This window comes from Sphingomonas kyeonggiensis (assembly GCF_014196745.1).
In the GTDB taxonomy this organism is placed as follows: Bacteria; Pseudomonadota; Alphaproteobacteria; order Sphingomonadales; family Sphingomonadaceae; genus Sphingomonas; species Sphingomonas kyeonggiensis.
In genome coordinates this window covers 756774-771043 of sequence record NZ_JACIEH010000002.1, presented here as the reverse complement: position 1 = coordinate 771043, position 14270 = coordinate 756774, and the positions used below count along the sequence as shown (strand labels likewise).

Sequence of the window (14270 nt, the reverse complement as noted above, 5' to 3'; positions counted from 1 at the left end):
AAAACACCCATGGCAACCAAGGCAATCGAGGGCGGCACGTTCAAGCGCCGCATCCGCAAGGTGTTCGGCGACATCCACGAAGTGGTGCAGATGCCGAACCTGATCGAGGTTCAGCGCGAATCCTACGAGCAGTTCCTGCGGTCCAATCCCTCGATCGGCTACGTCTCCGGCCTCGAGAAGACCCTGCGCTCGGTCTTCCCGATCCGCGACTTCGCCGGCACCGCCGAGCTCGACTTCGTGAACTACGAGCTCGAGAATCCGAAGTTCGACGTGGAAGAGTGCCGTCAGCGCGGCATCACCTACGCGGCCCCGATGCGCGTTACCCTGCGCCTCATCGTGTTCGAGGTGGATCCCGATACCGAAGCCCGTTCGGTCCTCGATATCAAGGAGCAGGACGTCTACATGGGCGACATGCCCCTGATGACGGGCAACGGCACCTTCTTCATCAACGGCACCGAGCGCGTGATCGTGTCGCAGATGCACCGTTCGCCGGGCGTGCTGTTCGACCATGACCGCGGCAAGACCCATGCCAGCGGCAAGTATCTCTTCGCCGCGCGCGTGATCCCGTATCGCGGCTCGTGGCTGGACTTCGAGTTCGACGCCAAGGACATCGTCAACGTCCGTATCGACCGCAAGCGCAAGCTGCCGGTGACGACGCTGCTCTATGCCCTCGGCCTGAACGGCGAGGACATCCTCAACTATTTCTACAACCGCGTGACCTTCGTCCGCGGTCCGAACGGCTGGCAGATCCCGTTCGCGCCCGAGAACTGGCGCAGCGCCAAGCCGTCGTTCGACATCGTCGATGCCAAGTCGGGTGAAGTGATCTTCCCGGCCGGCCAGAAGATCAGCCCGCGCGCCGCCAACAAGGCGCAGAAGGACGGTCTCGAGACGCTGCTGATCCCGACCGAGGAAATCTTCGGCCGCTACAGCGCGTTCGACCTGATCAACGAGAAGACCGGCGAAATCTACATCGAAGCCGGTGACGAAGTCTCGGCCGAGAACCTCGAGAAGCTGGACAAGGCCGGCATCGAGAAGCTCGAGCTGCTCGACATCGATCACATCTCGACGGGTCCGTGGATCCGCAACACCCTCGCCGCCGACAAGGCCGAGGAGCGTCAGCAGGCGCTGGCCGACATCTACCGCGTCATGCGCCCCGGCGAGCCGCCGACGCTCGAGACGGCAGAGTCGCTGTTCGCCGGCCTGTTCTTCGATCCGGAGCGCTATGACCTCTCGGCCGTCGGCCGCGTGAAGCTCAACATGCGCCTCGACCTCGACGCCGAGGACACGGTCACGACGCTGCGCACCGAGGACATCCTCGCCGTGGTGAAGACCCTGGTCGACCTGAAGGACGGCAAGGGTGAAGTCGACGACATCGACAATCTCGGCAACCGTCGCGTGCGTTCGGTGGGCGAGCTGCTTGAGAACCAGTACCGCGTCGGCCTGCTCCGCATGGAGCGCGCCGTGAAGGAGCGCATGAGCTCGGTCGACGTGTCGACCGTGATGCCGAACGACCTGATCAACGCGAAGCCGGCGGTTGCCGCGGTTCGCGAGTTCTTCGGCTCGTCGCAGCTCTCGCAGTTCATGGACCAGACCAACCCGCTCTCCGAAGTGACGCACAAGCGTCGCGTCTCGGCGCTCGGGCCGGGTGGTCTCACGCGTGAGCGCGCGGGCTTCGAAGTCCGCGACGTTCACCCGACCCACTATGGCCGTATCTGCCCGATCGAAACGCCGGAAGGCCCGAACATCGGTCTGATCAACTCGCTCGCGTCGTTCAGCCGCGTGAACAAGTACGGCTTCATCGAGACGCCGTACCGCAAGGTGAACAACGGCCAGGTGACCAACGACGTGGTCTATCTGTCGGCGATGGAAGAGGCGAAGCACACGATCGCGCAGGCCTCGGCCGAGGTCGATGCCGATCACCGCTTCACCGAGGACCTGATCTCGGCCCGCCAGGCCGGCGAATTCCTGATGGCGCTGCCGGAGACGGTGACGCTGATGGACGTCAGCCCCAAGCAGCTGGTCTCGGTCGCAGCGTCGCTCATTCCGTTCCTGGAAAACGACGACGCGAACCGCGCACTGATGGGCTCGAACATGCAGCGCCAGGCCGTGCCGCTGGTGAAGGCGGAAGCGCCCTTCGTCGGCACCGGCATGGAAGAGACGGTTGCGCGTGACTCGGGTGCGGCGATCGCCGCCAAGCGTGCGGGCATCGTCGACCAGGTCGACGCGACCCGTATCGTCATCCGCGCGACCGGTGAGGTCTCGGCGGAAGAGAGCGGCGTCGACATCTACACGCTGATGAAGTTCGAGCGCTCGAACCAGTCGACCTGCATCAACCAGCGTCCGCTGGTGAAGGTGGGCGAAATCGTGAACGCCGGCGACACCATCGCCGACGGTCCGTCGACCGAGTTCGGCGAGCTGGCCCTGGGTCGCAACGCGCTCGTCGCGTTCATGCCCTGGAACGGCTACAACTACGAAGACTCGATCCTGATCTCCGAGCGCATCGTGAAGGACGACGTGTTCACGTCGATCCACATCGACGAGTTCGAAGTGATGGCCCGCGACACCAAGCTCGGGCCGGAGGACATCACCCGCGACATCCCGAACGTCGGCGAGGAAGCGCTGCGCAACCTCGACGAGGCCGGCATCGTCTATGTCGGCGCCGAAGTGGAGCCGGGCGACATCCTGGTCGGCAAGATCACCCCGAAGGGTGAATCGCCGATGACGCCGGAAGAGAAGCTCCTCCGCGCCATCTTCGGCGAGAAGGCCTCGGACGTCCGCGACACCTCGCTCCGCCTGCCCCCGGGCGTGGCCGGGACGATCGTCGACGTCCGCGTGTTCAACCGTCACGGCATCGACAAGGACGAGCGTGCCCTGGCCATCGAGCGCGAGGAAATCGAGCGTCTGAAGAAGGATTCGGACGACGAGCGCAACATCCTCAACCGCGCGACCTGGTCGCGTCTGCGCGAGATGCTGCTGGGCCAGGTCGCCACGGCGACGCCGAAGGGCCTGAAGAAGGGTGCCGAGATCGACGGCGACCTGCTCGACAGCGTGGATCGTCACGAATGGTGGAAGTTCGCCGTCGCCGACGACAAGGTCCAGGGCGACCTCGAGGCGGTGAAGGGCCAGTATGACGAGGCCGTGAAGCGCATCAAGGACAAGTTCGAGGACCGCCGCGAGAAGCTGGAGCGGGGCGACGAGCTGCCGCCGGGCGTGCTCAAGATGGTCAAGGTCTTCGTCGCGGTGAAGCGCAAGCTGCAGCCGGGCGACAAGATGGCCGGCCGTCACGGCAACAAGGGCGTCATCTCGCGGATCCTGCCGCAGGAAGACATGCCGTTCCTCGAGGACGGCACCCCGGTCGACCTGGTGCTGAACCCGCTCGGCGTGCCTTCGCGCATGAACGTCGGTCAGATCTTCGAGACCCACCTTGGCTGGGCTGCCCGCAACCTGGGCATGCAGGTCGCCAAGCAGCTCGAGGAGTGGCGCGAGAACAATCCGGACGCGCAGCCGGGCGTGATGCCCGACGCGGTCAAGGATCGTCTCAAGACGGTCTATGGCGATCACTATGCCGACGAGATCGAGGCGCGCAGCCCCGAGCAGGTCAACGAGCTGATCCACAACATCCGCACGGGCATCCCGATGGGCACTCCGGTGTTCGACGGCGCGCGTGAGGCGGACGTTTCGGACATGCTGGAGCTGGCGGGTCTCAACACCTCGGGCCAGTCGGACCTGTTCGACGGACGCACGGGCGACAAGTTCGATCGCCAGGTGACCGTGGGCATCATCTACATGCTGAAGCTCCACCACCTCGTGGACGACAAGATCCACGCGCGTTCGATCGGGCCGTACTCGCTCGTCACCCAGCAGCCGCTGGGCGGCAAGGCGCAGTTCGGTGGCCAGCGCTTCGGTGAAATGGAGGTCTGGGCCCTGCAGGCGTATGGCGCTGCCTACACGCTGCAGGAGATGCTGACGGTGAAGTCGGACGACGTGGTCGGCCGCACCAAGGTCTACGAAGCGATCGTCAAGGGCGACGACACCTTCGAGGCCGGCATCCCCGAGAGCTTCAACGTGCTCGTCAAGGAAATGCGCTCGCTCGGCCTCAACGTCGAACTCAAGGCCATCGATGAGGTGGACGAGGACGGCAACAAGCTGGCGGAGGCGGCGGAGTAAGGAACCTTCGGCCCCTGTCTCCCGAAGACAGGGGCCCTCCCCTCCCCGCCCAGAAGATTTGACCCTCCTGAGGGACGAAAGAATATGAACGAACTTACCAACTTCGCGAACCCGCTCGCCAAGCCGGAAACCTTCGACCAGATCCAGATCGGCATCGCATCGCCGGATCGGATCCGTTCGTGGTCGTTCGGCGAGATCAAGAAGCCGGAAACCATCAACTATCGCACGTTCAAGCCCGAGCGTGACGGCCTGTTCTGCGCGCGCATCTTCGGTCCGATCAAGGACTACGAGTGCCTGTGCGGCAAGTACAAGCGCATGAAGTACAAGGGCATCGTCTGCGAGAAGTGCGGTGTCGAAGTCACCGTCTCGAAGGTCCGCCGCGAGCGCATGGGCCATATCGAGCTGGCCGCCCCGGTCGCGCACATCTGGTTCCTGAAGAGCCTGCCGTCGCGCATCGGCCTGCTGCTCGACATGCAGCTGAAGCAGCTCGAGCGCGTGCTGTACTTCGAGTCGTACATCGTCACCGAGCCGGGCCTCACCCCGCTCGAGAAGTTCCAGCTCCTCACCGAGGACGAACTGCTCGACGCGCAGGATGAGTATGGCGAAGACGCGTTCTCGGCCGGCATCGGCGCCGAGGCGGTCAAGATCATGCTCATGGATCTCGACCTGGAAGGCGAGCGCAAGGAGCTCCTCGAGGAGCTGGCGGTCACCAAGTCGGAACTGAAGCCGAAGAAGATCATCAAGCGCCTGAAGGTCGTCGAGAGCTTCATCGATTCGGGCAACCGCCCCGAGTGGATGATCCTGGACGTCGTTCCGGTCATCCCGCCCGAGCTGCGCCCGCTGGTGCCGCTGGACGGCGGCCGCTTCGCGACTTCGGATCTGAACGATCTGTATCGCCGCGTGATCAACCGTAACAACCGCCTGAAGCGCCTGATGGAGCTGCGTGCGCCGGACATCATCGTCCGCAACGAAAAGCGCATGCTGCAGGAAGCCGTCGACGCACTGTTCGACAACGGCCGCCGCGGCCGCACCATCACGGGTGCGAACAAGCGTCCGCTCAAGTCGCTGTCCGACATGCTCAAGGGCAAGCAGGGCCGCTTCCGTCAGAACCTGCTCGGCAAGCGCGTCGACTATTCGGGCCGTTCGGTCATCGTGACCGGTCCGGAACTCAAGCTGCACCAGTGCGGCCTGCCGAAGAAGATGGCGCTCGAGCTGTTCAAGCCGTTCATCTACGCCCGTCTGGACGCCAAGGGTCTCTCGATGACCCTCAAGCAGGCCAAGAAGTGGGTCGAGAAGGAGCGCAAGGAAGTCTGGGACATCCTGGACGAAGTGATCCGCGAGCACCCGGTTCTGCTGAACCGCGCGCCGACGCTCCACCGTCTGGGCATCCAGGCGTTCGAGCCGGTGCTGATCGAAGGCAAGGCGATCCAGCTCCACCCGCTGGTCTGCTCGGCCTTCAACGCCGACTTCGACGGTGACCAGATGGCCGTGCACGTTCCGCTGAGCCTCGAGGCCCAGCTGGAAGCGCGCGTCCTGATGATGTCGACCAACAACATCCTGTCGCCCGCGAACGGCAAGCCGATCATCGTGCCGTCGCAGGACATGGTGCTGGGTCTCTACTATCTGTCGATGCTCAAGGAAGGCGAGCCCGGCGAGGGCATGCTCCTCGGCGACATGGCCGAAGTGCACCAGGCGCTCGAGGCCGGTGCCGTCACCCTGCACACCAAGGTGATCAGCCGCGTCCCGCAGACCGACGAGCAGGGCCAGCAGTACCTGAAGCGCTTCGAGACCACCCCGGGCCGCATGCTGCTCGGCGAGTGCCTCCCGAAGAGCCACAAGGTGCCGTTCGACACCGTCAACCGCCTGCTCACCAAGAAGGACGTGGGCGACGTGATCGACGAGGTCTATCGCCACACCGGCCAGAAGGAGACCGTGCTGTTCGCCGACGCGATCATGGCGCTCGGCTTCCGTCACGCGTTCAAGGCGGGCATCTCGTTCGGCAAGGACGACATGATCATCCCGGACGCCAAGACCGCGATGGTCGACGAGACCCGCGCCCTGGTGAAGGACTATGAGCAGCAGTATCAGGACGGCCTGATCACGCAGCAGGAGAAGTACAACAAGGTGATCGACGCCTGGAGCCGTTGCGGCGACCAGGTGGCGGGCGCCATGATGGACGAGATCAAGGCTGTGAAGCGCTACGAAGACGGCCCCAACAAGGGCCGCGAGAAGCCGATCAACGCGATCTACATGATGGCCCACTCGGGTGCGCGTGGTTCGCAGGCGCAGATCAAGCAGCTTGCCGGCATGCGCGGGCTCATGGCCAAGCCGTCGGGCGAGATCATCGAAACGCCGATCATCTCGAACTTCAAGGAAGGCCTGACCGTCCTCGAGTACTTCAACTCCACCCACGGCGCCCGTAAGGGCCTTGCCGACACCGCGCTCAAGACGGCGAACTCGGGTTACCTGACCCGCCGTCTGGTCGACGTGTCGCAGGACTGCGTGATCATGGAGCTGGACTGCGGCACCGAGCGGGCGCTGGAAATGCGCGCGATCGTGCAGGGCGGCTCGACCATCGCTTCGCTTGGCGAGCGTATCCTGGGCCGCACCACGGCCGAGGACGTGGTCGACAAGGACGGCAATGTGGTGATCCCGACCGGCACCCTGCTGGACGAGCCGGCCGTGGCGAAGATCGAAGCCCTGAAGATTCCGGGCATGAAGATCCGTTCGCCGCTGGTCTGCGAAGCCAAGATCGGTGTCTGCGGCAAGTGCTACGGGCGTGACCTCGCCCGCGGTACCCCGGTGAACATCGGCGAAGCCGTCGGCGTCATCGCGGCGCAGTCGATCGGTGAACCGGGCACGCAGCTGACCATGCGTACCTTCCACATCGGTGGTGCGGCGCAGCTGAACGAAACCTCGAACCTCGAGGCGGCTGTCGACGGTACCGTCGAGTTCCGCGACCTGCGCCTCATCGAGGACCAGCGTGGCCGCCGCGTGGTGCTGAGCCGCTCGGGCGAGATCGCCATCCTCGACATGGATGGTCGCGAGCTTGCGGTCGATCGCATCCCGTACGGTGCGTATGTGCTGTTCGACGACGGCCATATCATCTCGAAGGGCGATCGCATGGCCGAGTGGGATCCGTTCACCATGCCGGTGATCACGGAAACCGGCGGTGTCGTGAAGTACCAGGACCTGCTCGACAACAAGACGCTGACCGAGCAGGTCGACGAAGCGACGGGTATCGCCCAGCGCGTCGTCACCGAGTATCGCGCGGCCAGCAAGTCGAAGGAGGATCTGCGTCCTCGCCTGACCCTGACCGGCGAAGGTGCCGCCGAAGCCGCCCGCTACATGCTGGCGCCGGGCGCGGTGCTCTCGGTCGAGGACGGTGCGACCGTGCAGGCCGGTGACGTTCTCGCCCGTGTCGCTCGCGAGTCCGCCAAGACCCGCGACATCACCGGCGGTCTGCCGCGCGTCGCCGAGCTCTTCGAGGCCCGCAAGCCGAAGGAGAATGCGATCATCGCCAAGGTCTCGGGCCGTGTCGTGTTCGGCAAGGACTACAAGGCCAAGCGCAAGATCGGCATCATGCCCGAGGACGGCGGCGATGTGGTCGAGTATCTGGTTCCGAAGTCGAAGGTGATCGACGTCCAGGAAGGCGACTACGTCAAGCGTGGCGACAACCTGATCGGCGGCTCGCCCGATCCGCACGACATTCTCGAGGTGCTCGGCATCGAGCCGCTCGCGGAATATCTCGTGTCGGAAATCCAGGAAGTCTATCGACTGCAGGGCGTGAAGATCAACGACAAGCACATCGAGGTGATCGTTCGCCAGATGCTGCAGAAGGTCGAGATCACCGAAGCCGGCGACACCACCCTGCTCCCCGGCGAGCAGGTGGACCGTACCGAGATGGACGAGACCAACGAGAAGCTGGCTCCGGGTCAGGCCCCCGCACAGGGCAAGCCGATCCTGCTCGGCATCACCAAGGCGTCGCTGCAGACCCGCAGCTTCATCTCGGCGGCGTCGTTCCAGGAGACCACCCGCGTCCTCACCGAGGCGGCGGTCCAGGGCAAGCAGGACACGCTGATCGGCCTCAAGGAGAACGTGATCGTCGGCCGTCTCATCCCCGCCGGCACCGGCGCGGGCATGAACCGTCTGCGTGTCGCCGCGACGAGCCGCGACGCCGCCCTCCGCGTCCAGCAGCGTGCGCTGCAGAACGCGCTGGTGGCGCCGAACTCGGCCGCCGAGGAGCGCGCCGCTGAGCACGCCCGCTCGGCACGTGACGCCGAAGGCACCGGCAGCGATCCGCTCGCCTCGGTCGTCCAGAGCGGCCACGGCACCGATGCGGACGCCGGCGACTATCTGAACGCGGGCGAGTGATCGCCTGAGTTCAGCCGCTCTCAGCGCTGACTAGAAACACCGCCGTCCGGGCAACCGGGCGGCGGTTTTCTTTTGGAGTTCCGGGAAACGCCCGGCGGCCAATGCGCGTTGTGCAGCCGCCGTTTCGAGGGGAGACTCCATGCTTCGACATATGCCGATCGCGTTGCTGTTCTTCGGCCCGACGCCGTCCGCCGAAGCCCTTCCTGCCCCTCAGGCGCTAAAGGCCGGGCGCTGCTCGATCGACTCGCTGCCCGAGCCCGAGAAGCGCCGGCTGATCGACGGCTACACCGCCCGGTACAAGCGCCAGGGCAAGGCGGCTGCCAATGCTTGGGCGAAGTCACAGGAAGAGGCGAGCTACCGCCGGCTCGTCGCCCAGGGCGACTGCCCTGCCACCCGCGCAACCGCACCAGGGACCGCCGCGAAGGCCCCCGCTCCTGCTCGCACGGCCAGGAAGGTTATCCTCGACAGGCAGGGCAAGCCGTGCCGCAACATCATAGTGGAGAACCAGCTCTTCCCCGGCTTTGGCGGCGAGCCGATGCGCCTGGCGCTGGTGCAGGTCTGCAAGGATTGACGGGCCAGGAAGATAATTCCGCCCCGCCGATTTCCCTTCGGACCGTTCGCCGTCAGGATGCGAGGCAATGGCGCTGCGCGCGAACCATGAGGAGAGGAACGATGCGGGTAATGGTGCTGGTGAAGGCGACCGAGGACAGCGAAGCGGGCCTGATGCCCTCCACCGAGCTGCTCGATGCGATGATGCAGTATAACGAGGCGCTGGTGCAGGCCGGCATCATGAAGGGCGGCGACGGGCTCAAGCCCTCCTCGGCGGGCAAGCGGATCGCATTCGACGGGCCGGGCCGCACCGTGATCGACGGCCCCTTCGCCGAGATCCGCGAGCTCGTCGCCGGCTATTGGCTGTGGGAGGTCGAGGACATGGACGAGGCGATCGCCTGGGCGAAGCGCTGCCCCAATCCGATGCCCGGCCCGAGCGAACTCGAGATCCGTCCCTTCTACGAGATGACCGATTTCGGCCCGGAGCTCACCCCGGAGATCGCCGAGCGCGAGGCCCGGCTGCGCGCGCAGAGCGAGGGCTGACTCCTATAATCCTCCCCCTGGCGGGGGAGGATCGAAACAGGCGCTAGTCCCGCTCCAGCTTCCAGGCGGCGTCCAGATACTTCTCGGCCGCCGTCTTGAGCGCAGGCTCCTCGTCGAACGCTTCGGCGGGCAACGGAGCAATGCCGAGCCCTTCCATCACCACCCAGAGCGCGAACTTGCGCGAGGGTTCCTGCTCGACGCCGAAATCGATCCGCAGCCGCTCCTCGCCGCGTTCGCGGACGGTTGCGTCCAGCGCTTCGGGTTCGTCGGTGCCGAAATAATGGGCGAGCAGTGCATCAAGGTCCATGCGCCCTACTTCGGCGCATGGACCTCGATCTGCAAGCGGGTGGCAGTTACGCCGCCTCGCCGCTCGCAAGCCATGCGGCGCATTCCGGGCCGAGCTCGGCCAGCGCGGTCGCCTCGTAGCGGGCAATGTCCTCGGCGGTGAGGACATCGCGCCAGCGGCCATTGGTGCCCTTGTTGATGAAGGTCTCGGCGCCGCCGTCCCAGAACACCCCGCCCAGCGGGGCGACCTGGCCGGCATTGGCCTTCATCCAGTCGAAGCTGCAGTGGCGCAGCACGCGCGGCCAGGTCCCGGCCGCCACGTCGATCTCCAGGAACCGGGCGATCTTGCGGATCTCGCCGGCCATGTCGCGCTTCAGCGCCTCGAAATGGACGAGATGGACATTGGGCAGGTTGCGCACCGCCCACCAGCTGCGGACATTCTCCCAGAACGGCCAGAACGGCGCGCCGTCGGCGTCGAGCCATTCACGGAAATAGGCCGCCACGTCCGGATTGGCGCGGGGGATCGGCGGGCCGACCCGGCCGGGCGTGTCGTTGAGGACCGCGTACCAGTCGTCGGTCGCGTGGAAATGATGGTTGTGCAGGCTCCACGCGATGTCACGCCCGTCGCGCGCGACATAGAGATATTTCGCCTGGGGGCTGAAGCGCAGCGCGTCGACCGGCAAGTGCGTCTTCATGATCCGCCGGTGGGTCTGCTCCTCCAGCGTGGCGAGCTTGGCCAGCGCCGGCGGCACGCGCAGATCGACCCAGGGCGAGATCTCGGCGATCGACACTTCAGGATCGCCGTTGAAGATCAGCTGCGCGACGATCTGCTGCGTCCAGGTCGTGCCCGCCTTGGCATAGGTGGCGACCACCACATCGTCCCGGCGGAAGGCCACATCGTTCCAAACGGTCGAATCGAAATGATGATTGTGCATCTCGCGCAGCTTGCGCGGGGACGTCGCCGACGCAGACGCCGGCGCAAAGGTAACGGGCATTTCGACAGGTCCTACATGGCCGAGGCGAGGTGAACTATTAACGCAACACACCAGCGTCAATTGGCAATTCACGCCAAGTCTTATCGAGATGCATGCAAGGCATAACCAAGTGCCATGCCCGCATGCATCAATATCCGTCGAATCCTAGGGAGAGCATCCTCTCCACTCAACTCCCCAGTTTTACGGATATACTCACACCATATTGGAGCTATCCGGAAGTCAGAACTCCAGTGTCGCGCGCAATATGGCCACGGTGACGCGCCGGGCGTCGGCATCGCCTCCACGATTCCAGATGAACTGCAGATCCGGCTGCAAAGTCAGGAACTTGGTGATCTTGTCCGAGAAGGTGAACTCCACTGCGTTCTCCGCCGCGGCAGTGTGGATCCCGTCCCCGCGCAGCAGATCGCGATAGCCCTTCGACAGATAGGCCTGGTTCACGCCGATCGAGACCTGGCTGTCGTCGCGGCCCGGCACGACGTGCGCCGCGAGCACCCCCGCCTGCCAGCCACCCTTGTAGGGCGTGGTCTTGCCGTCGGAGATGCCGGCCCGGACGAACAGGCTGGTGGCGAAGGGGCCGTCCTGGTCGCCGAGCGCCTTCTCCGCGATCACATAGGCACCGCGTGCCTTGCGGCGGATCGGATCGCCTGCGCCGTCCGTCTCGACGATGTCGTCCTGCTTCTGACTATAGCCCCAGGCGCCGACGGCGAGCTTGTTGCCGTCCTTCTCCACACCGGCTTCACCGATGAGCAGCGCGCCGTGATGGAAGTCGAGCGCCGAGCCGCGATCGTCGCCCAGCGCACCGGCCGTGGCGTTGAGCACCGCGACACGCGCGAAGCCGGCGCCGCCGAAGCGCTGCTCGACGCGCACCGCCAGCGCGGTGGTCGGGAAGATCGAGGGGCCGTTCGGACCCGTCGCGGCGATCTCCGATCCCACGCCAAAGGCCGGCGCAATGAGCAGGCCCGAGGCATCGCTCGCATAGAATTCGCTGTTGAGGTCGTAGAGACCGGCGCGCAGCGTGGTGGCGGCGCCGACCTTCTGCTCGAGCCAGAGCTCGTACAGGCGCAGCTTGGGCGAGGCGACTTCGATATTGTCGACGCCCTGCAGCGTGCCCGCCACGTCGTTGGGCCGGTCACCAAGGTTGTTGAGCACGTCCACATGGAAGCTCGCGCCCTTCCAGCCGACCAGCCGCTCCAGATCGCCATTCGCCTCGATGTTCAGATCGTCGAGGCCGAAGCTGCGCATCTTGCGCCCGTCGGCAGCCACGCCCGCCAGGTCCGCCCGATAGGTCGCGCCGATATCGAGCGCGGGATCTTCGGAGTCCTGAGCATAGGCCGAAGTCGAGAAAAGCAGGGCGAGCGCCGTCGAGGCCCCGCCGAAAGTCCCACGCATGTCCAAAAACCCCAGTTCGCGACATCCCCGGACACAATAATAGACGGTTCAGACCATAGCGGTTCGATTCACCCTATAATTGGCTTCGGGGACGGAGCCGCGGAGGCTTCCGTGCGGGAGACTTCCGTGAAGATCACGTCACTCAACAAGGCGACGACGCAAGCCGCCGCCGTCCTGATCGGCATTACCGCGCTTTCGGGCGGCACCGGTCTGTTCATCGTTGCCAAGGAAAATGCCGCGATCGCCGAACAGGCCGCTGCGGCGAGCCTGCTCCAGAACCATATGGAAGCGGACATGATGCACGACGCGGTCCGCGCCGACGTGCTCGCCGCACTGGTCGGCGGCGACGATGCCGCCCGGCGCGAAACCCTCGCCGACCTCAAGGACCACCTCGACACGCTGTCGAAGGCGATCGACGAGGATGCCGCCTTCCAGGGTGTCGACAGCATCGTCGCGACAACCAGCAAGCTCAAGGCGCCGGTGGTCAGCTATGCCGCCGCCGCGCAGAAGATCGTCGATGCCGCCGGCGCCGATCCGGCAGCGGCACGCAACCAGCTTCCCACCTTCCTCCAGCAGTTCCGTGCGCTGGAGGAATCGATGGCCGCAGCTTCGGAAGCGATCGAGAATCACGCCAAGCAGGTCGCGGCCAGCTCGGCGACGCTCGGCACCATCGCGATGGTGATCCTGTTCCTCACCCTGCTCGCCGGCCTGGCCGCCGCGCTGCTGCTCGCCCAGACCGCGCGCCGCCTGCTCATCCGCCCGCTGCTCGACCTTGCCGGCACGATGCGCGCGCTGGACGGCGGCGACCTGTCGGTGAAGGTGCCGCATGCGAACCGCGAGGACGAGCTGGGCGGCATGGCCCAGGCGATCGACGCCTTCCGCGACAAGCTCAAGGCCGCCGAGGAAGCCAAGGAGACGCAGACCCGCCTGATCGTCGATACGATCGGCACCAGCCTCGACGCGATGGCGCGCGGCGATCTCAGCGTCGAGATCGACGCCGATCTCACCGGCCCCTTCGCCGCGCTCAAGCGCAGCTTCAACGATGCGGCAGGCGGCCTGCGGTCGCTGATCGGCACCGTCGTTACCGGCACCGAGAATATCCGCACCGGCGCCAATGAGATCGCCTCGGCCTCCGAGGATCTCGCCCGCCGCACCGAACGCAACGCCGCGACGCTCGAGGAGACCAACGCCGCGGTCAACGCCATCGATCACCGGCTCAAGTCGGTCGCGCTCTCGGCCAACGAGACGCTGTCGCGCGCCGATGGCGCCATCGCCGTGGTCGGCAATGGCCGTGCTATCGCCGACGAAGCCGTGCAGGCGATGAACCGCGTCAGCGAATCCGCCAAGGGCATCGACAGCGTGATCGAGGGCCTCGACAAGATCGCGTTCCAGACCCGCGTCCTCGCGATGAACGCGGCGGTGGAAGCGGGCCGCGCCGGCGAGGCGGGCCGCGGCTTCGCCGTCGTCGCCGACCTGGTCTCCGCCCTCGCCATGCGGGCCGAGGAAGAAGCCGGCCGCGCCCGCGACCAGCTCACCCACACCCAGGCCGAAGTCGTCACCGCGGTGGAAGCCGTGATGAAGGTCGATGGCGCGCTCGCCGACATCTCGGGCGATGTCGGCCAGGTCCATGCCCTGATCGGCACCATGGCCGAGGACAACAATGCCCAGAGCCACGCGATCAGCCAGGTCAGCGAGGCGATCGGCGACATGGATCGCGGCACCCAGCAGAACGCCGCGATGGTCGAGGAAACCTCGGCCGCCGCGCGCAACCTCACCCTCGAGGTGAATTCGCTCGCCGAGAGCACCGCGACCTTCACCATCGACGCGCCACAGGGCGGCCATCGCCCCGCCCCGCAGCGCCCGGCGCTGCACGGCACCACGGTGCACTGAGCCCAGTCCCCGAACAAGAAGAGCCGGCGGGACACACACCTCGCCGGCTCTTCCCGTTTCGGTCCATTGCGAAACCGC

7 protein-coding genes and 1 pseudogene are annotated in these 14270 nt (G+C 65.7%); 5 read left to right on the top strand and 3 right to left on the bottom strand.

Going from position 1 to position 14270, the window contains the following annotated elements; genetic code table 11:
- The first annotated feature begins 9 nt into the window (after positions 1 to 9).
- The 4 genes and pseudogenes from rpoB to GGR46_RS12580 all read left to right on the top strand — a co-directional run.
- Complete coding sequence (rpoB, locus tag GGR46_RS12595) at positions 10 to 4167, top strand: DNA-directed RNA polymerase subunit beta (protein ID WP_183998181.1); 4158 nt, start codon at positions 10 to 12, stop codon at positions 4165 to 4167.
- Positions 4168 to 4251: 84 nt separating this feature from the next.
- Complete coding sequence (rpoC, locus tag GGR46_RS12590; protein ID WP_183998179.1) at positions 4252 to 8541, top strand: DNA-directed RNA polymerase subunit beta'; 4290 nt, start codon at positions 4252 to 4254, stop codon at positions 8539 to 8541.
- Between the two features lie 139 nt (positions 8542 to 8680).
- Positions 8681 to 9112: a hypothetical protein gene (locus tag GGR46_RS12585; RefSeq protein ID WP_183998177.1), complete on the top strand. Its 432-nt coding sequence runs from the start codon at positions 8681 to 8683 to the stop codon at positions 9110 to 9112.
- Positions 9113 to 9213: 101 nt separating this feature from the next.
- Positions 9214 to 9564: pseudogene (locus GGR46_RS12580) on the top strand (YciI family protein); the annotation flags it as partial.
- A 112-nt stretch (positions 9565 to 9676) separates the two neighbouring features.
- Here GGR46_RS12580 and GGR46_RS12575 read toward each other — a convergent pair.
- The 3 genes from GGR46_RS12575 to GGR46_RS12565 all read right to left on the bottom strand — a co-directional run bounded on the left by GGR46_RS12575 (position 9677) and on the right by GGR46_RS12565 (position 12302).
- Positions 9677 to 9940: a hypothetical protein gene (locus GGR46_RS12575; protein ID WP_183998173.1), complete on the bottom strand. Its 264-nt coding sequence runs from the start codon at positions 9938 to 9940 to the stop codon at positions 9677 to 9679.
- 46 nt (positions 9941 to 9986) lie between these two features.
- Complete coding sequence (locus tag GGR46_RS12570) at positions 9987 to 10913, bottom strand: sulfotransferase domain-containing protein (protein ID WP_183998171.1); 927 nt, start codon at positions 10911 to 10913, stop codon at positions 9987 to 9989.
- A 219-nt stretch (positions 10914 to 11132) separates the two neighbouring features.
- Complete coding sequence (locus GGR46_RS12565; RefSeq protein WP_246426054.1) at positions 11133 to 12302, bottom strand: carbohydrate porin; 1170 nt, start codon at positions 12300 to 12302, stop codon at positions 11133 to 11135.
- Positions 12303 to 12428: 126 nt separating this feature from the next.
- On the opposite strand from GGR46_RS12565, the gene GGR46_RS12560 reads away from it, so the two are divergent.
- Positions 12429 to 14192: a methyl-accepting chemotaxis protein gene (locus GGR46_RS12560; RefSeq protein ID WP_343058138.1), complete on the top strand. Its 1764-nt coding sequence runs from the start codon at positions 12429 to 12431 to the stop codon at positions 14190 to 14192.
- Positions 14193 to 14270 lie beyond the last annotated feature (78 nt).

Bases quoted from the DNA above. Each gene is read 5' to 3' on its own strand.
- rpoC (WP_183998179.1), top strand. From the start codon at position 4,252: ATGAACGAACTTACCAACTTCGCGAACCCGCTCGCCAAGCCGGAAACC.
- rpoB (WP_183998181.1), top strand. From the start codon at position 10: ATGGCAACCAAGGCAATCGAGGGCGGCACGTTCAAGCGCCGCATCCGC.
- GGR46_RS12575 (WP_183998173.1), bottom strand. From the start codon at position 9,940: ATGGACCTTGATGCACTGCTCGCCCATTATTTCGGCACCGACGAACCC.
- GGR46_RS12585 (WP_183998177.1), top strand. From the start codon at position 8,681: ATGCTTCGACATATGCCGATCGCGTTGCTGTTCTTCGGCCCGACGCCG.
- GGR46_RS12565 (WP_246426054.1), bottom strand. From the start codon at position 12,302: ATGCGTGGGACTTTCGGCGGGGCCTCGACGGCGCTCGCCCTGCTTTTC.
- GGR46_RS12570 (WP_183998171.1), bottom strand. From the start codon at position 10,913: ATGCCCGTTACCTTTGCGCCGGCGTCTGCGTCGGCGACGTCCCCGCGC.